This window comes from Streptomyces fragilis (assembly GCF_003112515.1).
GTDB classification, from domain to species: domain Bacteria; phylum Actinomycetota; class Actinomycetes; order Streptomycetales; family Streptomycetaceae; genus Streptomyces; species Streptomyces fragilis.
This window is the reverse complement of sequence record NZ_BEVZ01000008.1, coordinates 32,731-56,609: the sequence shown is the minus strand read 5'-3', so window position 1 is coordinate 56,609 and position 23,879 is coordinate 32,731. Positions and strand designations below refer to the sequence as shown.

The window sequence follows — 23,879 nt, the reverse complement described above, 5'->3', positions numbered from 1 at the left end:
GGCCCTCCGGTATGTCGGCGCTCGCCTATAACCTCGTAGGCGTGTCGTCTCTCGCGCTGTACCGCCGCTACCGTCCCGAGTCCTTCGCCGAGGTCATCGGGCAGGAGCATGTCACCGACCCGCTGCAGCAGGCGCTGCGGAACAACCGGGTCAATCACGCGTACCTGTTCAGCGGCCCGCGCGGCTGCGGCAAGACGACCAGCGCCCGCATCCTGGCCCGCTGCCTGAACTGCGAGCAGGGCCCCACCCCGACGCCGTGCGGCGAGTGCCAGTCCTGCCGCGACCTGGCGCGCAACGGCCCCGGCTCCATCGACGTCATCGAGATCGACGCCGCCTCGCACGGTGGTGTGGACGACGCCCGTGAGCTGAGGGAGAAGGCGTTCTTCGGCCCGGCGTCCAGCCGCTACAAGATCTACATCATCGACGAGGCGCACATGGTCACCCCGCAGGGCTTCAACGCCCTGCTGAAGGTGGTCGAGGAGCCCCCGGAGCACCTCAAGTTCATCTTCGCGACCACGGAGCCCGAGAAGGTCATCGGCACCATCCGCTCCCGGACGCACCACTACCCCTTCCGCCTGGTCCCGCCGGGCACGCTGCGCGACTACCTCGGCGAGGTCTGCGGCAAGGAGGAGATCCCGGTCGAGGAGGGCGTGCTGCCGCTGGTGGTCCGCGCGGGCGCCGGCTCGGTGCGTGACTCGATGTCGGTGATGGACCAGCTGCTGGCCGGCGCGGGGGAGGACGGCGTGACGTACGCCATGGCGACCTCGCTGCTGGGCTACACGGACGGTTCCCTCCTGGACTCCGTCGTCGAGGCGTTCGCCACCGGTGACGGGGCGGCCGCCTTCGAGGTGGTCGACCGCATCATCGAGGGCGGCAACGACCCGCGGCGCTTCGTGGCGGACCTGCTGGAGCGGCTGCGCGACCTGGTGATCCTGGCGGCGGTCCCGGACGCGGCGGACAAGGGGCTGATCGACGCCCCGGCCGACGTGCTGGAGCGGATGGCGGCGCAGGCGTCGGTGTTCGGCCCGGCCGAGCTGAGCCGCGCGGCGGACATCGTCAACGAGGGCCTCGGCGAGATGCGGGGCACCGCCTCGCCGCGCCTGCAGCTCGAGCTGATCTGCGCGCGGGTGCTGCTGCCCGCCGCGTACGGGGACGAGCGGTCGCTGATGGCGCGGCTCGACCGGATGGAGCGGGGCATCAACTTCTCGGCGGGCGCGGGCGCCCCCGCCATGGGGTACGCGCCGGGACCCGACGCGCACGGGCCCGGGGCCGCCCGGGCCGCGGTCCGTCCCGGCGGCGCCCCGCAGCCCGGTCCGCAGGCGGTCCCGCACGCCGGTCCGCAGGGGGCGCCGCAGCCCGGGCCCCACGCGGGCCCGCAGCACGGCATGCCCGCCGGTCAGCCGCCGGCTCCGGCCGCCGCGCCGCCGCCGCAGGCTCCCGCCCCCCACCAGGCTCCCGCCGCCGCCCAGGTACCCGCCCCCGCTCCGGAACAGGCAGCGGCCCAGGGCGCTCCGGCCCCCGGCGCGTGGCCCACGGCCGCCCCCGCCGGCGGCGGTCGCCGCCCCGGCGGCTGGCCCACCGCGGCTGCCGCGGGCAGCGGCGCACCCGCGGCGCGCCCGTCCGCGCCCGCCCAGGCGCAGGCCCCGGCGCACCCGCAGGCCCCGGCCGCGGCCCACGGCGCGGCCCCGTCAGCGCCCGCCGCCGCGCCCCTGCAGGCGCCGCCCGCGGGCGGGCTGGACCCGCGCACCCTGTGGCCCAACATCCTCGAGGCGGTGAAGAACCGCCGCCGGTTCACCTGGATCCTGCTCAGCCAGAACGCGCACGTGGCGGGCTTCGACGGTACGACGCTCCAGATCGGCTTCGTCAACGCCGGCGCCCGTGACAACTTCTCCGGCAGCGGCAGCGAGGACGTGTTGCGGGCGGCGCTGGCCGAGGAGTTCAACGTCCAGTGGAAGATCGACGCCGTGATCGACCCCAGCGGCGGTTCCGCGCCGCCGGCAGGGGGCGGCGGCGGTCACGGCGGCGGCGCCTACGGGGGCGGCGGCTTCGGCGGGCAGCCCGGGGGCGGCCACGGCGGCGGACAGCCCGGGGGCGGTCCCGACGGTGGCTTCGGAGGCGGCGGCTTCGGCGGCGGACAGCCCGGAGGCGCCCCGGCGGGCGGCGGTGCCCCGGCGTACCAGCGCCCCGCGCCGCCCCAGCAGGCACCCGCCGCGCCCCCGCAGGCGCAGCAGCAGCCCCCCGGCCCCCGGCAGGACCGCCCGGCCGCGCCCGCGCGGCAGCAGCCGCCCGCTCCCGCCCCCGAGCCGCGAAGAATCGTGGCGCCCGAGGACGACATGCCGGCCCCGGACGACCCGGACCTCGACGAGTCCGCCCTCTCCGGCCACGAGCTGATCGTGCGGGAGCTCGGCGCGACGGTCGTCGAGGAGGTCGTGCACGAATAGCGGCCGTCGCCCGCCGATTCGGAGGAAGCTCCGACACCGGTGGCCGTCCACGCTGGGCGGGGTCTACAAGAGGTGCCCGGCGCGCCCGTTAGGCTGAGCACGTGAAGGTCCTCGTCATCGGCAGCGGTGCCCGCGAACACGCCCTGTGCCGCTCCCTGTCCCTCGATCCCGCCGTCACCGCGCTGCACTGCGCCCCCGGCAACGCAGGTATCGCCGAGGTGGCGGAGCTGCACGCGGTCGACGCCAACGACGGCGCGTCCGTCACCGAGCTCGCCCGGCGGCTGGAAGCCGAACTGGTGGTGGTCGGTCCCGAGGCCCCGCTGGTGGCAGGCGTCGCCGACGCCGTCCGCGCGGCCGGCATCCCGGTCTTCGGCCCGTCCGGCGAGGCCGCGCGGCTGGAGGGCTCCAAGGCGTTCGCCAAGGACGTGATGGCCGGCGCAGGGGTGCCCACCGCCCGTTCCTACGTGTGCACCACCGCCGAGGAGGTCGCCCACGCGCTGGACGCGTTCGGCGCGCCCTACGTCGTCAAGGACGACGGCCTCGCCGCCGGCAAGGGCGTCGTGGTCACCGACGACCTCCAGGCCGCCAAGGACCACGCCGCCGCCTGCGAACGCGTGGTCGTCGAGGAGTACCTGGACGGTCCGGAGGTCTCCCTCTTCGCCATCACCGACGGCACCACCGTGGTCCCGCTGCAGCCCGCGCAGGACTTCAAGCGCGCGCTCAACGACGACCAGGGTCCCAACACCGGCGGCATGGGCGCCTACTCCCCGCTGCCCTGGGCCGACCCCGCCCTGGTCGACGAGGTCACGGCGTCGGTGCTCCAGCCGACCGTCGACGAGATGCGCCGCCGCGGCACCCCGTTCTCCGGCCTGCTGTACGCGGGCCTGGCGATCACCTCGCGCGGCGTGCGGGTGATCGAGTTCAACGCCCGCTTCGGCGACCCGGAGACCCAGGTGGTCCTGGCCCGGCTGAGGACCCCGCTGGCCGGTGTGCTGATGGCCGCCGCCACGGAGAACCTGGGCGACCTGGAGCCGCTGCGCTGGAGCGAGGAGGCCGCGGTCACCGTGGTCGTCGCCTCGCACAACTACCCCGGCACCCCCCGGACCGGGGACCCGATCACCGGTCTGGACGAGGTCGCCGAGAAGGACGCCCCGCACGCCTACGTGCTGCACGCCGGCACGCGGCGCGAGGGCGACGCGGTGGTCAGCGCCGGCGGCCGGGTGCTGTCGGTCACCGCGACCGGCTCCGACCTCACCGAGGCCCGCGACCGCGCCTACACGGCGGTGGCCCGGATCAACCTCGACGGGTCCCAGCACCGCACGGACATCGCGCTCAAGGCGGCCATGGACGCCTGACGCACCGCCGCGCGGGAGCCACAGGCCCCGGATTCCCTGCCTCGTCGAGGCACCGGAATCCGGGGCCTGATCTTTGCGCTGCGTCATCCACCTTTCCCCAAAGCCATTCCATCGAGTGAGCGATGGCCGGTATGGCTGACTGAGGTCCGGACCCTGGCTAGTGTGCCCCGCGGGCGTTCCGGCACTTGGCCCACAGGCATTGCGCTGTCCTGGCCCGGTGCCACAGTGGGGGCATGGACAACGCGGCCAGGCGACGGACAGGCGACGCACACGTGAGGGGGTGAGGTCCGGTCGTGACCGGTACGGGCATGGACACCGGCGCACCGGGTGCGCGTTCACGGGCGCTCGCCGTGCTGCGCGTGCGGGGCTGGGCGCTGGCGGCGGCGCTGCTGCCCGCCGGAGTGTGCGTGGTGCTGCTGACCGGGAACGCCACCGGGCGGTTCACCGGGCCCGTCTGGGACGTCGTCCGCCTGGTGACCGGCGTCCTGGCGCTGCTGGTCCTCGCCGCCGCGGCCGTCGTCTCGCTGGTCGTCGCCCGTTCCCGTCCGGCCACCAGCCCCACGGTGCCGATCCCGGAGCGATCGGCGCCCGACCTCTACCGGCTGGTCCGTGACCTCGCCGACCGGCTGGGCGTCCCGGCGCCCTCCTCCATAGAGCTGACCCCGGACTGCGACAGCTGGCTGGAGGACCGCTCGCACCCGGCGCACGCGGCCGCCTCCGGCCGCGGGACCTCGCTGCTGCGCAGACTGGCCGATCCGCACCGGCGTGACCGGACGGCTCCGGTCCTGGTGATCGGCTCGCCTTTCCTGTGGTGGATGCGGGTGGGCGAACTGCGTGCGGTGCTGGCCCCCGTCGTGGCCGGCACGGGCCCCTCCGCCCACCCGGACATAGCCGCGGCCCGCCGCTTCGTGCGTGGTCTGGACGCCGCGATGGCCGTGACCGCGGACCCGCAGCGCAGCGGGCCGGCCCGGCTGGTGCTGGGCGGGGTGGCCCGGGTGGTGCGGCTGATGCTGCGCGGCTGCGCGCCGCACGCCGCGGAGATGGAACGCGGGGTGGCCGCGGCGGCCGCCGAGCGTGCACAGGCTGTGGACCACGGGCTGCGGGTCGTCGCCCAGGAGCAGGTGGGGCTCGCCTACGCGGGCTGGGACCGGCTGCTCACCCGGGTCGCGCAGCCGGCCTGGCGGATGCGGCGCTGGCCGGCCCGTCTTGACGTCGGCGTGGTCGCCGCGCTCACCGAACTGTCCCGCCGCGACCGGCTGGCCGGGGGGTTCGCCTCCCGGCTCGGCGACCGGCCCGCCTGCGACCTGCTGGAGGAGCCGGGCGCGATCGACGAGGCGACCTCGCTGCTGGCGGCCCGCCTCTTCCACGGCGCCTCCGCGGGATCCTGCGGGAAGTGGGCCCCGGTGGAGTGGCAGGAGTACCCGGAGGAGGTCGTGGACCGTGCCTGGCGCGCCGACGCCGACCGGCTCCACCGCGTCCTGGACGCGCTGGGCCCCCACCAGACCCCCGGCGACCGCACCCTCTCCCGCGTCCTCGACCACCTCACCACCCCCACCGCCCCCGACCCGGGTCGTCCCTCCGCCGCCGACGGCTCCGCCGCCTCGGACTCGGGTCGTGCCTCCGGTGCCGACGGTTCCGCCGCCTCGGACCCGGGCCGTGCCGCCGGCGCCGACGGTTCCGCCGCTCCGGACTCGGGCCGTCCCTCCGCCGCCGACGGTCCCGCTGCTCCGGACTCGGGCCGTCCCTCCGCCGCCGACGGTCCCGCTGCTCCGGACTCGGGCCGTCCCTCCGCCGCCGACGGCTCCGCTGCTCCGGACTCGGGTCGTGCCTCCGGTGCCGACGGTTCCGCCGCCTCGGACTCGGGTCGTGCCGCCGGCGCCGACGGTCCCACCGCTCCGGACTCGGGCCGTCCCACCTCCGCCGAGCGTCCCGCCGCCTCGGGGCATGCCTCTGATGCCGAGGGTCCCGCCCCCGGCCCCACCACCTCCGGCACCGGCCGTCCCTCCGCCGTCCCCGGTCCCACCACGCACCCCAGCCCGGACCAGGCGTCCCCGGCCGCCGCCCCGACGCCGCCCACCGGCACCGTGCCCGAGGGCGGCACCCCGGGGGGCATCCCTGGCGACAACGCCGACGCGACACCGCCAGCCGCCTCCGCCACCCCAACCCCCACCCCCGGGACCGCCCACCCCTGGCCGGGGGCCGACGACCCCGACGACGGCGACCCGCTGCAGGACAACGAGCGCGCCGCCACGCTGGCCGCCGGGATCACCGCCGAGCTGGCCCGCGAGGAGGCCCACGCCGCGCGGGAGGGTGGCGGCGGGCCCGCGGCCGCCGCCGGGGGGCCGGGCGCCGGGTCGACCTGGTGGGACGACGGGCGGCTGCCGCTGCTGCCGCCCCCGCCGCCCCGTTCCGGCCGGGACCTGCTCGCCGACCACGTCACCGCCATGGTCTGCTGCGCCGCCGTCGACACGGCCGGAGCGGCGCCGGGGCTGGACTGGCTGGACGGCCCCGCCCTCCTGGTGCGCGGCGAGCGCGTCGCCGACCTGGGCGCGCGGGTCCTGACCTTGGTCGAGGAGGGGGACGCCGTGCCCCTGCGGGCCTGGCTGCGCGACCTGGGCGTCCGCGCGGAGAAACCGGTACGGCTGGGGTGACCGCGCCGGGGGCGCCCGGCCCGCCCGGCACGGAAGAGCAAGGCGCCGCCCGCCGAGGGAGAAAGGCGGCACCGACCGGCACGGAAGGGAAGGCGCCGCCCGCCGAGGGCGGGCATGGGCACGGGCCCGGCACTGAAGGGAAGGGCACCGCCCGCCGAGGGAGGGTGGCGGGCACGGGCCCGGCACGGAAGGGAAGGGCGCCGCCCGCCGCGGGAAGCGGGGACGGCACCGACCGGCAGGGGGCCGGGACGCACGACGAACACCAGGGAGGGGGAGCGGTACATGGGCCCGGAGCGGATCCGCCGCTGGGAGTCGGGGGCACTGGCGCACGGCGTGACGGACCCGTTCGGCCTGGGCCCCTTACCGTGGCTGCGCGGCGGCGAGACGTACTTCGACGACACCGGCCAGGTGGTCCCCTGGTACGTCGACGAGCCGGGCCCGCGCCCCGCGGGACCCCGCCCCGCCGACGACGTGCGCCGCCAGATCAAGGGCTTCGCCTCGCCCGGCGCCGTCGCGCCGGGGGAGCCGATCGACTTCCGCGTCACCGTCGAGCCGCCCCAGGAGTTCGGCATCGACGTCTACCGGATCGGCCACTACGGCGGCGACGGCGCGACCAAGGTGACGAGCAGTCCCCGGCTGGCCGGCCTGGTGCAGCCCCCGCCGCTGGTCGCCGACCGGACCGTCTCCTGCCACCACTGGTGGCTGTCCTGGCGGCTCACCGTCCCCGCCGACTGGCAGCCCGGCGCGTACGTCGCCGTGCTGACCACCGCCGACGGCCACCGGTCCCACGTCCCCTTCACGGTCCGCGACAACCGCCCCGCCGACCTGCTGCTCCTGCTGCCCGACATCACCTGGCAGGCCTACAACCTGTACCCGGAGGACGGCGTCACCGGCGCCAGCCTCTACCACGCCTGGGACGACGAGGGCCGGCTGCTCGGCGAGTCCGGCGCGGCCACCACGGTGTCCTTCGACCGCCCCTACGCGGGCGCCGGACTCCCCCTGCACGTCGGCCACGCCTACGACGTGATCCGCTGGGCCGAGCGCTACGGCTACGACCTCGCCTACGCCGACGCCCGCGACCTGCACGCCGGCCGCGTCGACCCGGGCCGCTACCGCGGACTGGTGTTCCCCGGGCACGACGAGTACTGGTCCCGGCCGATGCGCCGGACCGTGGAGCTCGCCCGCGACCAGGGCACCTCCCTGGTCTTCCTGTCGGCCAACACCCTGTACTGGCAGGTGGAGCTGGGCCCCTCCGCCCCCGGGGAGCCGGACCGGCTGCTCACCTGCCGCAAGCGCCGGGGACCGGGCCGTCCGGTGCTCTGGCGGGAGATCGACCGCCCCGAGCAGGAACTCCTCGGCATCCAGTACGGCGGACCGGTGCCCGAGCCCGCCCCGCTGATCGTCCGCAACGCCGGCCACTGGCTGTGGGACGGCGCCGGGGTCACCGACGGCGAGGAGATCCCCGGGCTGGTCGCCGGCGAGGCCGACCGCTACTTCCCCCGCGCCCCGCTGCCCGCCCACGACGAGCGGGTGCTCCTCGCCCACTCGCCGTACCCGGATGCCGGCGGCGTCAGGCGCCACCAGGAGACCTCGCTGTACCGCGCGCCCTCCGGCGCGCTGGTCTTCGCCTCCGGGACGTTCGCCTGGTCCCCGGCCCTCGACCGGCCCGGCCACGTCGACCCGCGGATCCAGAAGGTCACCGCCAACCTGCTGGACCGCGTCTGCAAACGGGACTGAACGGTTCCCCTCACGGGCCGGGGACGGACGCCGCACCACGCACCCCGTCCCGCGCCCTGCCCCGCCCCAGGCCCCCCGGCCTGCCTCGGATCTCCCGGTACGGGAGAATCGGGGGCATTGGACCAAACCACGGGGAGGAACCGTGTCCGGATTCGTCGAAAAGCCCGAGCCGGTGCAGGTGCCGGGCCTGGTGCATCTGCACACCGGCAAGGTGCGCGATCTGTACCGCAACGAGGCGGGCGACCTCGTGATGGTCGCCAGCGACCGCATCTCCGCCTACGACTGGGTGCTGCCCACCGAGATCCCGGACAAGGGGCGCGTGCTGACCCAGCTCTCCCTGTGGTGGTTCGACCAGCTCGCCGACCTGGTGCCCAACCACGTGCTGAGCACCGAGGTGCCGGCCGGCGCGCCCGCCGACTGGGCGGGCCGCACCATGATCTGCAAGAACCTCGAGATGGTGCCGGTGGAGTGCGTGGCACGCGGCTACCTGACCGGCTCCGGCCTGGCCGAGTACCGCGAGTCCCGCACGGTCTGCGGTCTCGCCCTGCCCGAGGGGCTGGTGGACGGCTCCGCGCTGCCCGCCCCCATCTTCACCCCGGCCACCAAGGCCGAGGTCGGCGAGCACGACGAGAACGTCTCCTACGAGGAGGTCGCCCGCAAGGTCGGCGCCGAGGTCGCCGCGCTGCTGCGCCAGACCACGCTCGCCGTCTACGGCCGCGCCCGTGACGTCGCCCGCGACCGCGGGATCGTCCTGGCCGACACCAAGTTCGAGTTCGGGTTCGAGGGCGACCGGCTGATCATCGCCGACGAGGTGCTCACCCCGGACTCCTCCCGCTTCTGGCCGGCCGACGTCTGGGAGCCGGGCCACGCCCAGCCGTCCTACGACAAGCAGTTCGTCCGCGACTGGCTGACCTCGGACGCCTCCGGCTGGGACCGTCACGGCGAGCAGCCGCCGCCGGCCCTCCCGCAGGAGATCGTCGACGCGACCCGGGCCAAGTACGTCGAGGCCTACGAGCGCCTGACCGGCCTCACCTGGAGCTGAGACCCCGGAGCCCCGGAACGCCGAAGGCCCCGGTCGAGTGACCGGGGCCTTCGGGACTGGAGCGGACGACGAGGCTCGAACTCGCGACCTCAACCTTGGCAAGGTTGCGCTCTACCAACTGAGCTACGTCCGCCTTGCGCCGTGGCGCGAGAGCAACTATACCCAACCTCGCTCACGAGCGGTACGCGCCGCTGTGTGACGGTTCTCCGCCCCCAGCTTGGAGACGGCCGAGGACAGGTAGTTGCGGACCGTCCCGGGGGAGAGCCCGGCCCGCTCCGCGATCTCGGTGACGGGCGCCCCGTCCGAGGCCAGGTCCAGCACCTCGGCCTCCCGCGCGGTCAGCGGCGAGTCCCCGGCGGAGATCGCGTCGGCCGCCAACTCCGGGTCGACGTAACGGTTCCCCGCGTGCACGGTGCGGATGATCTCGGCCAGGCGGCGCGCGCTCACCGTCTTCGGCACGAACCCGCGCACCCCCGCCGCCAGCGCCCGCTTCAGGTGGCCCGGCTGCCCGTGGCTGGTCACCACCAGCACCCGGCACTCCGGCAGTTCGGAGCGCAGTGCTGTGGCCACCTTCACACCGTCCGCCCCCGGCATCTGCAGGTCGAGAACGGCCACGTCGGGCCGGTGCGCCCGGGCCATGGCCAGCGCCTCCGGGCCGGTGGCGGCCTCGGCGACCACCACCAGGTCCTCCTCCAGGGCGAGGAGCGCGGCCAGGGCGCCGCGGATCAGGTGCTCGTCGTCGGCGAGCAGCAGGCGTACGGGCGCGCTCACGGGGCGGCCTCCAGCAGGTCGCGGGCGTCGGCCCCGCGGCCGAGTCCCCCGACCGGCACCTCGGCGACCAGCCGGAAGGTGCCACCGCCGCCCGCACCACCCGCAGCGCCGCTCGTACCGCCACCGCCCGCACCGCCCGCGGCGCCGCTCGCACCGCCGCCGCTCGCGCTGCCCGCACCACCCGCGCCACCGCTCGCGCTGCCCGCGCCGTCACCCACAGTGCCGCCCGCCCGGTCGCCGCCGTCGACCCGGCCCGCGGTGAGCGTGCCGCCCACCGCCGCCAGCCGCTCGCGGAGCCCGGCGAGCCCCGAGCCGCCCGTGCCCGCGGCGTCCTCGGCGCCGTCGGCGCCGTCGTTCTCCACCACCAGCGTCACCCGTCCCTCCTCCGTCGCGGCGGTCACCGCGCACCACTGGGCGTTCCCGTGCCGCAGCACGTTGGTCGTCGCCTCCCGCACCACCCAGGCCAGCGCGGACTGCACCTCGGCCGGCAGTTCCCCGCCGGCCACGGACACTTCGCAGTGGATCCCGGCCGCCTCCAGCACGCCCTGCGCGCCGGCGATCTCGGTCCCGAGGTCGGCCCTGCGGTAGCCGCGCACCACCGCCCGCACCTCGCGCTGCGACTCCTGCGCGATCCGTTCCACCTCGGTCATCTGGTCCACCGCCTCGGGCCGTCCGCGGCGCGCCAGTTCCACGGCCAGTTCGGCCTTCAGCGCGATGACCGCGAGGTTGCGTCCCAGCACGTCGTGCAGGTCCCGTCCGAACCGGAGCCGCTCCTCGGCCACGGCCAGCCGGGCCCGGTTCTCCCGGGCCTCGTCGAGCTCGTAGACGGCGTTGAGCAGCCAGACGGTGAAGACGGAGGTGAAGGCCATGAAGCCGGTGACGAGCAGCACGACGAGGGAGACGACCACGGCGACGGCGACGGGCGCGCCGTCCGCCAGCGTCACCGCCCCGGTCCCCACGCCGAACCCGGCCACGGCCGCGGGGATCCGGGCCCGGTCGCGGACGCCGAGGACCAGGATCCCGCCACCGAAGGCCAGCACCAGCGCGAAGACCGCGCCCGCCGCCTCCTGGTAGGCGTCCTCCTCCACCCGTGCCGCCAGCAGCAGGGACGTCACGGCCACCGCGCCGGTCATGACCCCGAGGGCGGTCAGCAGGCGCCGCGGCTGCTCACGGGTGCCGCGGGTCCAGTCCAGGGCCCGGGAGGCGGTCACCGCGCACAGGGCGGCGTGGGCGAGGACGACCAGGAGCACGGGCACCGCGTCGGGGAACCCGAGGGGCGCGGCCAGCGAGGCAGCGGCCGCGGCCTCGGCCAGCGCGAAGCCGTGGAATGACCACCGCGTGTACGTCTCCACCTTCGCCGGAGTGCTCTTCTTCCCCCACCACTGCCGCACGCGTCGTTCCCTCTTCTCCGTCGGCGCCGTCAGGCCCGAGCTTCTCAGCGCCGCGGTTCCCAGCGGAACCAGCGTCGCACGGCGAACATCCCGAGCGCGATCCACGCCAGGGCGGTGGCCACGGCGGTCAGCGCCTCACCGGCCGTCATGGTGCCGAGCCAGCCGTCGCGGACCAGACGGATCGCCGGTGACAGCGGCAGCAGATCGAGCACCGCGGCGATCCGGTCGGGCATGACCTCGGTCGGGAAGGCCATCCCGGACGTGACCGCCGTCACGAAGAGGAACGGCAGCGAGGTGACCTGGCTGCTCTCCACCGTCCTGGTGAGGCCGGCCGTGGCCGCGCCCAGCGCCGCGCACAGCAGGGCGCCCAGGACCACGCCCAGCACCAGCAGGTGCGGAGCACGCGGGGCGCCGATGTCCAGCAGCACCGCGCAGGCGACGCCCAGCAGCAGCGACTGGGCCAGGCTGACGGCCAGCACCGGGGCGGCGGTCCCGCCGAGGATCTCGGCGTCGGACGCCTCACCGGTGCGCAGCCGCTTGAGCACCAGTTCCTCGCGGCGGGAGACGTAGGTGGAGACCAGGGTGGCGTAGACGGCGAAGAGCATCGAGAAGCCGATGCCGGCGGACAGCATCATCACGCCCAGGCTGAGCCCGTGGGCCGCCAGATCGATCTCGCGCATGCCCTGCTGGACGCTGAACGGCAGCACCAGCGGGATCAGCAGCGCCGTGATCACCGCGCTGCGGTTGCGCAGCAGCAGCGTGAACTCGGCCCGGGCCAGGGCCCGCAGGCGGCCGACGGGGGTGGTCGTGCCCCGGCGGACGGGTCCGGCGGCGGTGGCGGCGGTGGTGGTGGGGATGCTCATGCGGTCCTCTCCGTCTCCCGGGCGGTGTCCTCACCCAGGCGTGCGTCCGTGTCGGCGGCGGCTGCGGCTGCGGGGTCGCGGCGTCCGCCGGCCTCGCGGGCGATGTCGAGGAACGCCTCCTCCAGGGAGGCGGAGCGCACGTCGAGCCTGCGCAGCTCGACGCCCTCGGCGGCGGCCCAGGACAGCAGCGCGGTGGCGGTGCGCTGGAGTTCACGGGTGTGCAGGCGCAGCAGCGGGCCCTCGGTCCGGTGGTCGACGACGCCCATCGGGGCCAGCGGCGGCAGGTCCCCCGGCAGGAGCCCCGCGGGCAGCTCGAAGGAGATCCGGGAGGGCCGGGTGGCGGTCACCTCGGCGGGCGTCCCGGAGACGGCGATCCGGCCGTCGTGCAGGATGGCCAGCCGGTCGGCGAGGTCCTCGGCCTCCTCCAGGTAGTGCGTGGTCAGCAGCACGGTGGTGCCCCGGTCGCGCAGCGCACGCACCAGGTCCCAGGTTTCCCTGCGGCCCTCGGCGTCCAGGCCGGTGGTCGGCTCGTCGAGGAACAGCACCTCGGGGTCGCCCAGCAGGGCCAGTGCCAGGTCCAGGCGGCGGCGCTCGCCGCCGGAGAGCTGCTTGACCTTCACGTCCGCGCGTCCGCGCAGGCCGACCAGCTGGAGCACCTCGCTCTCGGGCCGGGTGCCGCTGGTGCAGCCGGCCCACATCCGCGCGGTCTCCGCCACCGTCAGCTCGGAGGGGAAGCCGCCCTCCTGGAGCATCACGCCGGTCCGCGGACGGACGGCCGCGCGCTCCGTGTACGGGTCGTGCCCGAGGACCCGGACCCGGCCGCCGGCCGGGCGGTCCATGCCTTCCAGCAGTTCCACCGTCGAGGTCTTGCCCGCACCGTTGGTGCCGAGCAGCGCGAAGATCTCGCCCCGGCCCACCGAGAAGGAGATGCCCCGAACCGCCTCGTAGCCGCCCTGGTAGACGCGGCGCAGGTCGGTGACCTCGATCACCCGCTCGCGTTCGCTGATGTCCATGGCCACAGCATTTCGCCGGGCGGGGACCGCCGACAGTGCCTGCTGTCATCGGCTCGTATGACAAATGTCAGGGGCGGGATGCCGGCTCCGGGGCGGCCTGACCTCGGTCCCGACCACGGAAAACGCCGAAGGCCCCGGTCGAGTGACCGGGGCCTTTCGGAACTGGAGCGGACGACGAGGCTCGAACTCGCGACCTCAACCTTGGCAAGGTTGCGCTCTACCAACTGAGCTACGTCCGCAATTGCTCCCGACCGGCTTTCACCGATCGGTGCGAGCACCAGCCTACCGGATGCGGAGGGGTACTCCGGACCGGATGGGCCGATGGAGAGCGGGTGACAGGGATCGCACACTGCGCCTCCCCCCTGGAAGGGGGGTGTTCTACTACTGAACTACACCCGCACGGTTCGGGGTTTCGGCCTTCCGGCCTCGCCCCTCGGCGTGCCTGAACTCTAACTGATCACCCGGGGTGCTGCGCAAGTCCATTCCCCGGAGGGGCGCGCGCGGCACCCCGCGGCCCGTCAGTCCCGGGCCGCCGCGAACGCCTCGTAGACCCGCTTGGGGATGCGGCCGCGGGCCGGCACCTCCAGGCTGTGCGCCTGGGCCCAGGCCCGCACGGCCGCCGGGTCGGGCGCCACCTCGGTCTGCCGGTAGACGTTCCCGGAACGCGCGCGCTTGCGGCCCGCCTCCACGTACGGGGCGAGCGCGTCGCGCAGCTTCCCGGCATTCGTTTCGTTCAGGTCGATCTCGTACGTCCGGCCGTCGAGGCCGAAAGCGACCGTTTCCGCCGCCGGTGAGCCGTCGATGTCGTCGGAGAGGGTGACCACGACACGCTGAGCCACGAATATCGGTCCTTTCCTGCGGGACCCCGTCGGTTCCCGGATGCCGCCGAAGGGCGTGACGTGCCCGAACGTCGTCCGGGACGCGCCGTGGATCACCGGGTCGTCCGGTTGTCACGGCCGAATGTCCTCCGGCCGACAATTACTTTGTACAGGGCTCGTCGCCATAAGGGGAAGTGCGGGGAAATCGTTTCGCGGGTCGCGGCGTGAAATCCGGGAGAATCACCGCCTCCTTTTTCCGGCGGTCCGGCGGTCCGGCCGTCAGGTTCGGCAATGCCCGGAAGGATCAAGGAAAGACTCATCCTGAAGTGATGCGGAACACGTAGTTTCCTACTAATCTACCCGCGTAGAAATTTTGTCCGGGTAGTCTGAAGGAACCTGCTCAGCACCACACATCGGGAGTGCCAGTGGCACGCGTCGTAGTCGACGTCATGCTCAAGCCGGAGATCCTCGACCCCCAGGGCCAGGCGGTCCAGCGCGCGCTGCCGCGCCTCGGTTTCGAGGGCATCTCCGACGTCCGTCAGGGAAAGCGTTTCGAGCTCGAGGTCGACGGTCCCGTCGACGATGCGGCCCTCGCCCGTATCCACGAGCTCGCCGAATCCTTCCTCGCGAACACCGTGATCGAGGACTTCACCGTCAAGGTGGAGGAAGTCGCGGAGGCGGCGAAGTGACCACCCGTATCGGAGTCGTCACTTTCCCCGGAAGCCTCGACGACCGTGACGCCCAGCGCGCGGTCCGCATCGCCGGGGCCGAGCCGGTCGCCCTGTGGCACAAGGACAAGGACCTCAAGCAGGTCGACGCCGTCATCCTGCCGGGCGGCTTCTCCTACGGCGACTACCTGCGGGCCGGCGCCATCTCGCGGTTCTCGCCCGTGATGGAGACGCTGATCGAGCAGGCCAAGGCCGGTCTCCCGGTCCTGGGCATCTGCAACGGCTTCCAGATCCTCGCCGAGACGCACCTGCTGCCCGGCGCGATGCTGCGCAACAACCACCTGCACTTCGTCTGCCGTGACCAGAAGCTGCGGGTGGAGAACGCGGACACCGCCTGGACGTCGGACTACGCGGCGGGCCAGGAGATCCTGATCCCGCTGAAGAACGCCGACGGCCGCTACACCGCCGACGAGTACACGCTCGACAAGCTGGAGGCCGAGGGCCGGGTCGCGTTCCGCTACCTGACCGACGGCCCGGAGGCCGACGGCTACGGCAACCCCAACGGCTCGCTGCGCAACATCGCCGGCATCACCAACGAGGCCGGGAACGTCGTCGGCCTGATGCCGCACCCGGAGCACGCCGTGGAGTCCCTCACCGGCGGCGGCACCGACGGTCTGCCGTTCTTCACCTCGATCCTCAAGAAGCTGGTCACCGCATGAGCCGCACCCCTCTGGACACGGTCGAGCACGCGGCCGCGACCCCCGACGTGGAGCAGCCCTGGGCCGAACTCGGCCTGAACAAGGACGAGTACGCGCGCATCCGCGAGATCCTCGGCCGCCGCCCGACCGGCGCCGAGCTCGCCATGTACTCGGTGATGTGGTCCGAGCACTGCTCCTACAAGTCCTCCAAGGTCCACCTCCGCCAGTTCGGCGAGAAGGCCCCGCAGTCCGAGGCGATGCTGGTCGGCATCGGCGAGAACGCCGGTGTGGTCGACGTCGGCCAGGGCTACGCGGTGACCTTCAAGGTCGAGTCGCACAACCACCCGTCGTACGTGGAGCCCTACCAGGGCGCCGCGACCGGCGTCGGCGGCATCGTGCGCGACATCATCGCGATGGGCGCCCGCCCGGTCGCCGTGGTCGACCCGCTGCGCTTCGGCGCGGCCGACCACCCCGACACCCGGCGCGTGCTGCCCGGCGTGGTCGCGGGCATCAGCGGCTACGGCAACTGCCTGGGCCTGCCCAACATCGGCGGCGAGGTCGTCTTCGACGCCTGCTACCAGGGCAACCCGCTGGTCAACGCCGGTGCCATCGGCGTGATGCGCCACGAGGACATCCACCTGGCCAAGGCGTCCGGCGCCGGCAACAAGGTCATCCTCTACGGCGCCCGCACCGGCGGTGACGGCATCGGCGGCGCGTCCATCCTCGCCTCCGAGACCTTCGACGACGCCAAGCCGTCGAAGCGCCCCGCCGTCCAGGTCGGCGACCCCTTCCAGGAGAAGCTGCTCATCGAGTGCACCCTGGAGGCCTTCCGGGAGAAGCTCGTCGTCGGCATCCAGGACCTCGGCGCGGCCGGTCTGTCCTGCGCCACCTCCGAGCTCGCCTCCAACGGCTCCGGCGGCATGCGCGTCGAGCTCGACGACGTGCCGCTGCGCGACTCCACGCTCTCGCCCGAGGAGATCCTCATGAGCGAGTCGCAGGAGCGCATGTGCGCCGTGGTCGAGCCGGCGAAGGTCGACCGCTTCCTCGAGATCTGCGAGAAGTGGGACGTCATCGCCACCGTCATCGGCGAGGTCACCGACGGCGACCGCCTGGAGATCTACTGGCACGGCGGCAAGATCGTCGACGTCGACGCGCGGACCGTCGCCCACGAGGGCCCGGTCTACGACCGCCCGTACGCGCGCCCCGACTGGCAGGACGCGCTGCAGGCCGACGACGCCGCCAAGCTGCCCCGTCCGGAGAGCTCCGACGAGCTGCGGGCCCAGGTCCTGAAGCTGGTCGGCTCCCCGAACCAGGCCTCCAAGGCGTGGATCACCTCCCAGTACGACCACCTCGTGCAGGGCAACACGGTCCTCGCCCGCACCGAGGGCGACTCCGGCATGATCCGGGTCGACGAGGAGACCGGCCTCGGCGTCGCCATCGCCACGGACGGCAACGGCCGCTACGCCAAGCTCGACCCGTACACCGGCGCGCAGCTGGCGCTGGCCGAGGCCTACCGCAACGTGGCCGCCACCGGCGCCAAGCCGCTGGCCGTCTCGGACTGCCTCAACTTCGGCTCCCCCGAGGACCCGGCGGTGATGTGGCAGTTCGTGGAGGCCGTGCGCGGCCTGGCCGACGGCTGCCTCCAGCTCGGCACCCCGGTCACCGGCGGCAACGTCTCGCTCTACAACCAGACGGGCGAGGCGGCCATCCACCCGACGCCGGTCGTCGCCGTGCTCGGCGTGATCGACGACGTGGCCCGCCGCACCCCGGCCGCCTTCCGCGAGGAGGGCCAGCTGATCTACCTGCTCGGCGACACCGAGCCGGAGTTCGGCGGTTCGGCCTGGTCGCAGGTGATCCACGACCACCTCGGCGGCCTGCCGCCCAAGGTGGACCTGGAGCGTGAGCGGCTGCTCGGCGAGATCCTGATCTCCGCCTCCCGTGACGGCATGGTCGACGCCGCCCACGACCTGTCCGACGGCGGCCTGATCCAGGCCGTGGTCGAGTCCGCCCTCGAGGGCGGGACGGGCGCGCGGCTGGTCGTGCCGGACGGGCTGGACGCGTTCACCTTCCTGTTCTCCGAGTCCGCGGGGCGCGCCATCGTGTCGGTGCCGCGCTCCGAGGAACTGCGCTTCACGGACATGTGCGGTGCGCGGGGCCTGCCGGCCACCCGGATCGGCGTGGTCGACGGCGACGCGGTCGAGGTCCAGGGCGAGTTCACGCTCCCGCTGGCCGAACTGCGGTCCGCCCACGAGGGCGTGATCGAGGGTCTGCTCGCCTGACCCGGCCCACCCCGAGACACCCGGCCCGCCCCGCGCGGCGCCGGGTGCCTCCGCGTCCGGCGCCGTGTGCCCGCGCGCGGCCTCGGGCGCCAGTCCCGTGCGGCCCCGGGTGCGCCCGCGCGTGCGGCGCCGGTGCCTGCGCGTCCGGCCCCCGCTGAGGAACCGTTACGCTCGCCCGCATGGCACCCGGCACGCGGAAGAAGCCCCGCACCTACGACCCGCTGCGCACCCGCACCGCGGTACTGGCCCAGTTCGCCAACGTCCGCCGGACGGTCGGGGACCTGACGCCCGAGCAGCTCGCGGCCCCCGCCGGGATGGGCGACTGGACGGTCCGTGACCTCGTCGCCCACATCGCCTTCGCCGTCGCCAGTACCAGCCGCCTGCTCGACCTTCCCGAGCCGCCGAAGGCCGAGTTGATCCCCGCCACCTGGACGGTCACCGCCGCCCGGCACGCGGAGAGCATCGCCGCGTCCGCCCGAAACCTCGCCGAGGCGCACCCGGACCTGGACGCCCTCTGCACGGAGACCGCCGAGCGGCTCACCGGGGACCTGGAGGCCCACCCCGGCCGCCGCCTCCTCGCCGGCCGGACCGGCGCCCTCACGCTCACCGACCACCTGGCCACCCGCTGCGTCGAACTCGCCGTCCACACCGACGACCTGAACGCCGCTCTGGCCGCCGTGGACGGCCCGCGGACGCCCCAGGACCGGCAGGCCCTCGCCGCGGCCGTCCGGGTCCTCGCCGACGCCCTCGCGCACGCCGCCCCGGGCGGCTCCACCGAGGTCCGGGTGCCCCCGTTCGCCGTCGTGCAGTGCGTGGAGGGGCCGCGGCACACGCGGGGCACGCCCCCCAACGTGGTCGAGACCGACCCGCTGACCTGGCTCCGTCTCGCCTCCGGCCGGCTCGGCTGGGAGCAGGCCCGGGAGGCGGGCGCGGTGTCCGCGAGCGGGGAGCGCGCCGACCTGTCCCCGTGGCTGCCCGTGATCGCCTGACCACTCCGACGCGGTCGGCCCGCGGTCCGCGGGTCACGGTCCGTGGACGCGCCTGTCCGCTCCGTGGACCGGCGGGTGTGCGACGTCTCACTCGTGCGGCCCCCCGGAGATCCCCGCCCGCCACCGCCACCGCCCGCCGACGCCGTCACCTCACCCTCCGAGAACCCCTCTGACCTGCGGAAACGCGGCCCTGCCCGGTCGGCCGGCGTGTCGTCTCCGGCATCCGTCCCGCCACTGCCCCATTCGGCGCAACGGCCGTCCTCCCCTACACTCGAAGACGTGCCTCGTGGTGACGGTCTCCTCAATCACGACCTTCTTCCCGGCGAAAAGGGCCCCCAGGACGCTTGCGGCGTCTTCGGTGTCTGGGCTCCGGGTGAAGAGGTCGCCAAGCTCACGTACTTCGGGCTCTACGCCCTCCAGCATCGGGGTCAGGAATCCGCGGGTATCGCGGTCAGCAACGGCTCCCAGATCCTCGTCTTCAAGGACATGGGCCTCGTGTCCCAGGTCTTCGACGAGACCTCTCTCAGCTCCCTGCAGGGTCATATCGCGGTCGGACACGCCCGCTACTCGACCACCGGCGCCTCCGTCTGGGAGAACGCCCAGCCGACCTTCCGGGCGACCGCGCAGGGATCCATCGCCCTCGCCCACAACGGCAACCTGGTCAACACGGCGGAACTCGCCGGCCTGGTCGCCGATCTGCCCGAGCGGAACAACGGCTCCGCCCCCGCCGCGACCAACGACACCGACCTGGTGACGGCCCTGCTGGCCGGCCAGACGGACGACGACGGCAAGCCGCTGTCCATCGAGGCGGCGTCGTCCCGGATCCTGCCCCAGGTCCGTGGAGCCTTCTCCCTGGTCTTCATGGACGAGCACACGCTCTACGCCGCCCGTGACCCGCAGGGCATCCGCCCGCTGGTCCTGGGGCGTCTGGAGCGCGGCTGGGTGGTCGCCTCCGAGTCGGCCGCCCTGGACATCTGCGGCGCCAGCTACGTGCGCGAGATCGAGCCCGGCGAGTTCGTCGCGATAGACGAGAACGGCCTGCGCTCCTCCCGCTTCGCCGACGCCCGCCCCAAGGGCTGCGTCTTCGAGTACGTGTACCTGGCCCGCCCGGACACCGACATCGCCGGCCGGAACGTGTACCTCTCCCGCGTGGAGATGGGCCGCCGCCTCGCCGCCGAGGCGCCCGCCGAGGCGGACCTGGTGATAGCGACGCCCGAGTCCGGCACCCCCGCCGCGATCGGCTACGCGGAGGCCTCCGGCATCCCGTTCGGCGCCGGTCTGGTCAAGAACGCCTACGTCGGCCGGACCTTCATCCAGCCCTCGCAGACCATCCGCCAGCTGGGCATCCGGCTGAAGCTGAACCCGCTCAAGGAAGTCATCAAGGGCAAGCGCCTGGTCGTGGTGGACGACTCGATTGTCCGCGGCAACACCCAGCGCGCGCTGGTCCGGATGCTCCGCGAGGCCGGCGCGGCCGAGGTCCACATCCGGATCTCCTCGCCGCCGGTGAAGTGGCCCTGCTTCTTCGGCATCGACTTCGCCACCCGCGCGGAGCTGATCGCCAACGGCATGACCATCGAGGAGATCGGCACCTCGCTGGGCGCCGACTCCCTCGCCTACATCTCCATCGACGGCATGATCGAGGCGACCACCATCGCCAAGCCGAACCTGTGCCGTGCCTGCTTCGACGGCGAGTACCCGATGGACCTGCCCGACCCCGAGCTGCTCGGCAAGCAGCTGCTCGAGACGGAGCTGGCCGCGCCGGTCGAGACCGCCGCCAGCGCCGCCATCCGGCGTCCGTAGCCCGCCGACGCACGGCGCCGGGTCCCTCGCGGGCCCGGCGCCGGCCTCCGGCCCCTCGCAGATTCCTCGCAGCGCTTCAGCTGTACACCCGACAGAAAGCTCACACAGTCATGTCCACTGAGACAGGTGCCAGCTACGCGGCTGCAGGCGTCGACATCGAGGCGGGCGACCGCGCCGTCGAGCTCATGAAGGAATGGGTGAAGAAGACCCGGCGCCCCGAGGTGCTCGGCGGCCTCGGCGGCTTCGCCGGCCTCTTCGACGCCTCCGCCCTCAAGAACTACGAGCGCCCGCTGCTCGCCTCGGCCACCGACGGCGTCGGCACCAAGGTCGACATCGCCCGGCAGATGGGCGTCTACGACACCATCGGCCACGACCTGGTCGCCATGGTCATGGACGACATCGTGGTCTGCGGAGCCGAGCCGCTCTTCATGACCGACTACATCTGCGTGGGCAAGGTCCACCCGGAGCGGGTGGCCGCGATCGTCAAGGGCATCGCCGAGGGCTGCGTCCTGGCCGGCTGCGCGCTGGTCGGCGGTGAGACGGCGGAGCACCCGGGTCTGCTCGGGGCCGACGACTTCGACGTGGCCGGCGCCGGCACGGGCGTGGTGGAGGCCGACGCGCTGCTCGGCCCCGACCGGATCCGGGAGGGCGACGCGGTGATCGCGATGGCCTCCTCCGGTCTGCACTCCAACGGCTACTCGCTGGTGCGTCACGTGCTGCTCGAGCGCGCCGGCATGGCGCTCGACGCCCACGTCGAGGAGCTCGGCCGCACCCTCGGCGAGGAACTGCTGGAGCCGACCAAGATCTACTCGCTGGACTGCCTGGCCCTGATGCGCACCGGTGAGGTGCACGCCTTCAGCCACATCACCGGCGGCGGCCTGGCGGCCAACCTGGCCCGGGTGATCCCGGACGGCCTGCACGCCGTGGTCGACCGGTCCACCTGGACGCCGGACCCGATCTTCACGCTGGTCGGCCGGACCGGTGGGGTCGAGCGGCTGGAGCTGGAGAAGACCCTCAACATGGGCGTCGGCATGATGGCCGTCGTCCCGCAGGAGTCCGTCGAGGTCGCCCTGTCCACGCTGGCCGACCGCGGGGTCGAGTCCTGGGTGGCCGGCGAGATCGTCGCCCGGGGCGAGCACGCCACGGGCGCGGAGCTGATCGGCGACTACGGGGCGTGAGCCCGCCGTCGGTCCCGGCGGGCTCACCGCCCGCCGGGGCCGGAACCGAGGCCGGGACCAGGGCCGCCGCCGCGACCAGGGCCGGGAGCCGGGGCTCCGGCGGTGGCGTGGGCAGCCCCGGCGGTCCGGGGCAACACTGAACCCGGCTCGGTGCCGAAGCCCCGAACCGGGTCCAGATCAGTATGAGCGGTGAACGCTGTCAGGCACCGCGACGGTGAGAGGACTCTTCGTCCTCGTCCTCGTCGTCGGCCCCGTAGAGCTCGGCGTACCGCGAATACAGGTCGTCGTCCTGCTCATCGTCCTCGAACCGCTCGCCGTTAGGCGTCGGATTCGACGTCGATGCGCCCAGCTCCTCGGCCAGGCGTGAGAGATCCGTCCCGCCGCTGTTGTACTTCAGCTGGCGGGCGACCTTCGTCTGCTTGGCCTTGGCCCGGCCGCGCCCCATGGCTCGACCCCCTCAACGACGGGGCGCGACGGCCCCAGAGTCTTGACGCGTTCATGATCCAGAACGGCCTCTCCGCGGAGAGACCGGTCCGTAGGGCTTCCACGGTACCTGAGCCCACGCCCATACGGTACGTCGCCCGCACCAAGCGTGTGTGCCCAGTACCCGCGAGGCGCCCTTTCCCCGCTGGTCAGTGCCGATTTTAACCACTTCCGCCCGGAAGACCCGCCCGGAGAAGTGACAGGTGTCTCCCGTTGTCCGGACCTCTGACCTCCGAACACCGGTGCCGCAAGGCGATCATCCACACGGAACCGGCGCGTCGCGGCCTCGTCACCGACACGTTTCTTCACTCCGGAGGGTGAAGGGTCGGGCGGGAAGTTGACGCGCCGGTCTCTCGGGAGAAGGCGCCGCCGAGTCAGGCGGACCGGGTCATCGACCCGACCGACGGGATTCGGCCATCCTCTGCTCGGCGATCCGGTCGGCCGCGGCGGCCGGCGGGATGCCGTCCGCCTTCGCCCGCGCGAACAGCTCCAGGGTGGTGTCGAAGATCTTCGTCGCCTTGGCCTTGGCCCGGTCGAAGTCGAAACCGAGGAGCTCGTCGGCCACCTGGATCACCCCGCCGGCGTTCACCACGTAGTCCGGCGCGTACAGGATGCCCCGGTCGGCGAGGTCCTTCTCGATGCCGGGGTGGGCCAGCTGGTTGTTGGCCGCGCCGCACACCACCGTCGCGGTGAGCGCCGCCACGGTGGCGTCGTCGAGCGCGCCGCCGAGGGCGCACGGGGCGTAGATGTCCAGACCCGGGGTGCGGACCAGTTCCTCCGCGTCCGCCGCGACCCGCACCGACGGGTGCTGCGCGAGCAGCGCCCGCACGGCCTCCTCGCGCACGTCGGTGACGATCACCTCGGCGCCGTCCGACAGCAGGTGCTCCACCAGGTGGCGCCCGACCTTGCCGACGCCGGCGATGCCGACCGTGCGGCCGCGCAGCGTGGGGTCGCCCCACAGGTGCTGGGCTGCGGCCCGCATGCCCTGGAAGACGCCGAACGAGGTGAGCACCGAGGAGTCGCCCGCCCCGCCGTTCTGCGGGGACCGCCCGGTGGTCCAACGGCACTCCCCGGCCACCACGTCCATGTCGGCCACGTAGGTGCCGACGTCGCAGGCCGTGACGTACCGGCCGCCCAGCGAGGCGACGAACCGGCCGTAGGCGCGCAGGAGTTCCTCGGTCTTGTGCTTCTCCGGGTCTCCTATGATCACCGCCTTGCCGCCGCCGTGCTCGAGGCCTGCCATGGCGTTCTTGTACGACATCCCGCGGGCCAGGTTGAGGGCGTCGGCGACGGCCTCGGCCTCCGTGGCGTAGGGGTGGAAGCGCGTCCCGCCGAGGGCGGGGCCCAGGGCGGTGGAATGGATGGCGATCACGGCCTTCAGTCCGCTGGCGCGGTCCTGGCAGAGCACGACCTGCTCATGCCCCCCTTGCTCCGACTGGAACAGGGTGTGCAGGACGCCGTCGGTCATTTCGGTCACGGTGGTGACTCCTGGATGAGAAGCGGCGGTTACGGCGGTCCCCGTACGGGTGGCGGGGACCGTGGCACGAGGGTAGAGCCTGGAGCGCCGCCCTGACCGTCTCCGCACAGGATCATCCACGCGAGGAGTACGCGCCGGTCCGGGCCTAGACGGTTCTGGCTGCTTTTCCCGGCATTGCGCCCACTTCCGATCCGGGCGGGACGGGTTTCGGACGTCGGCCCTCGG

The 23,879-nt window shown here is 73.8% G+C and carries 18 protein-coding genes and 3 tRNA genes; 11 read left to right on the top strand and 10 right to left on the bottom strand.

The window, feature by feature from the left end; translation table 11 throughout:
* The first annotated feature begins 41 nt into the window (after positions 1-41).
* The 5 genes from Sfr03f_RS24800 to Sfr03f_RS24780 all read left to right on the top strand — a co-directional run bounded on the left by Sfr03f_RS24800 (position 42) and on the right by Sfr03f_RS24780 (position 9,226).
* Positions 42-2,441 (top strand): DNA polymerase III subunit gamma and tau, encoded by a 2,400-nt coding sequence (locus Sfr03f_RS24800; protein ID WP_108956291.1) that lies wholly within the window; start codon positions 42-44, stop codon positions 2,439-2,441.
* Between the two features lie 101 nt (positions 2,442-2,542).
* Positions 2,543-3,796, top strand: a complete 1,254-nt coding sequence (gene purD / locus Sfr03f_RS24795; protein WP_108956290.1) for a phosphoribosylamine--glycine ligase — start codon at positions 2,543-2,545, stop codon at positions 3,794-3,796.
* Positions 3,797-4,089: 293 nt separating this feature from the next.
* Positions 4,090-6,447 carry a hypothetical protein gene (locus tag Sfr03f_RS24790; RefSeq protein WP_245967738.1) on the top strand — a complete coding sequence of 786 codons (2,358 nt, stop codon included), beginning with the start codon at positions 4,090-4,092 and terminating at the stop codon, positions 6,445-6,447.
* 282 nt (positions 6,448-6,729) lie between these two features.
* Positions 6,730-8,184 (top strand): N,N-dimethylformamidase beta subunit family domain-containing protein, encoded by a 1,455-nt coding sequence (locus tag Sfr03f_RS24785; RefSeq protein ID WP_108956286.1) that lies wholly within the window; start codon positions 6,730-6,732, stop codon positions 8,182-8,184.
* A 142-nt stretch (positions 8,185-8,326) separates the two neighbouring features.
* Positions 8,327-9,226 (top strand): phosphoribosylaminoimidazolesuccinocarboxamide synthase, encoded by a 900-nt coding sequence (locus Sfr03f_RS24780; RefSeq protein ID WP_108956284.1) that lies wholly within the window; start codon positions 8,327-8,329, stop codon positions 9,224-9,226.
* Positions 9,227-9,283: 57 nt separating this feature from the next.
* Here the strand turns inward: Sfr03f_RS24780 and Sfr03f_RS24775 are convergent.
* From Sfr03f_RS24775 to Sfr03f_RS24740, 8 genes are all read right to left on the bottom strand, one after another.
* A tRNA-Gly gene (locus tag Sfr03f_RS24775) sits at positions 9,284-9,359 on the bottom strand.
* A 23-nt stretch (positions 9,360-9,382) separates the two neighbouring features.
* Entirely contained in the window at positions 9,383-9,997 is a 615-nt protein-coding gene (locus Sfr03f_RS24770) for a response regulator transcription factor (protein WP_108956282.1), read from the bottom strand.
* Entirely contained in the window at positions 9,994-11,388 is a 1,395-nt protein-coding gene (locus Sfr03f_RS24765; protein ID WP_108956280.1) for a sensor histidine kinase, read from the bottom strand. Before Sfr03f_RS24765 ends, Sfr03f_RS24770 begins: the two co-directional genes overlap by 4 nt.
* Before the next feature lie 44 nt (positions 11,389-11,432).
* Complete coding sequence (locus Sfr03f_RS24760; RefSeq protein WP_108956278.1) at positions 11,433-12,251, bottom strand: ABC transporter permease; 819 nt, start codon at positions 12,249-12,251, stop codon at positions 11,433-11,435.
* A complete protein-coding gene (locus tag Sfr03f_RS24755) occupies positions 12,248-13,264 on the bottom strand; it encodes an ABC transporter ATP-binding protein (protein WP_108956276.1) in 1,017 nt (338 codons plus the stop codon). The genes Sfr03f_RS24760 and Sfr03f_RS24755 overlap by 4 nt, the downstream gene beginning before the upstream one ends.
* A 163-nt stretch (positions 13,265-13,427) precedes the next feature.
* Positions 13,428-13,503: transfer RNA gene (locus Sfr03f_RS24750), tRNA-Gly, on the bottom strand.
* Positions 13,504-13,591: 88 nt separating this feature from the next.
* Positions 13,592-13,663: transfer RNA gene (locus Sfr03f_RS24745), tRNA-Gly, on the bottom strand.
* Between the two features lie 119 nt (positions 13,664-13,782).
* Entirely contained in the window at positions 13,783-14,103 is a 321-nt protein-coding gene (locus Sfr03f_RS24740; protein ID WP_108956274.1) for a histone-like nucleoid-structuring protein Lsr2, read from the bottom strand.
* 404 nt (positions 14,104-14,507) lie between these two features.
* Here Sfr03f_RS24740 and purS point away from each other — a divergent pair, with 404 nt between their 5' ends.
* The 6 genes from purS (at position 14,508) to purM (ending at position 21,694) form a co-directional block, all read left to right on the top strand.
* Positions 14,508-14,771 (top strand): phosphoribosylformylglycinamidine synthase subunit PurS, encoded by a 264-nt coding sequence (gene purS, locus Sfr03f_RS24735; RefSeq protein ID WP_108956272.1) that lies wholly within the window; start codon positions 14,508-14,510, stop codon positions 14,769-14,771.
* Entirely contained in the window at positions 14,768-15,469 is a 702-nt protein-coding gene (gene purQ, locus Sfr03f_RS24730; protein ID WP_108956270.1) for a phosphoribosylformylglycinamidine synthase subunit PurQ, read from the top strand. Before purS ends, purQ begins: the two co-directional genes overlap by 4 nt.
* Positions 15,466-17,727, top strand: a complete 2,262-nt coding sequence (gene purL / locus Sfr03f_RS24725; protein WP_108956269.1) for a phosphoribosylformylglycinamidine synthase subunit PurL — start codon at positions 15,466-15,468, stop codon at positions 17,725-17,727. The genes purQ and purL overlap by 4 nt, the downstream gene beginning before the upstream one ends.
* Before the next feature lie 179 nt (positions 17,728-17,906).
* On the top strand, positions 17,907-18,716 hold the full coding sequence (locus Sfr03f_RS24720) for a sterol carrier family protein (protein WP_108956267.1): 810 nt from the start codon (positions 17,907-17,909) through the stop codon (positions 18,714-18,716).
* A gap of 279 nt (positions 18,717-18,995) precedes the next feature.
* Positions 18,996-20,516, top strand: coding sequence for an amidophosphoribosyltransferase (purF, locus tag Sfr03f_RS24715; RefSeq protein ID WP_108956265.1), 1,521 nt, complete (start codon positions 18,996-18,998; stop codon positions 20,514-20,516).
* A gap of 110 nt (positions 20,517-20,626) precedes the next feature.
* Positions 20,627-21,694: a phosphoribosylformylglycinamidine cyclo-ligase gene (gene purM, locus Sfr03f_RS24710; RefSeq protein WP_108956263.1), complete on the top strand. Its 1,068-nt coding sequence runs from the start codon at positions 20,627-20,629 to the stop codon at positions 21,692-21,694.
* 199 nt (positions 21,695-21,893) lie between these two features.
* Here the strand turns inward: purM and Sfr03f_RS24705 are convergent, their stop codons facing one another.
* Positions 21,894-22,139 carry a DUF3073 domain-containing protein gene (locus Sfr03f_RS24705; protein ID WP_108956261.1) on the bottom strand — a complete coding sequence of 82 codons (246 nt, stop codon included), beginning with the start codon at positions 22,137-22,139 and terminating at the stop codon, positions 21,894-21,896.
* Between the two features lie 426 nt (positions 22,140-22,565).
* Positions 22,566-23,645 carry a Leu/Phe/Val dehydrogenase gene (locus Sfr03f_RS24700; RefSeq protein ID WP_108956259.1) on the bottom strand — a complete coding sequence of 360 codons (1,080 nt, stop codon included), beginning with the start codon at positions 23,643-23,645 and terminating at the stop codon, positions 22,566-22,568.
* Positions 23,646-23,879 lie beyond the last annotated feature (234 nt).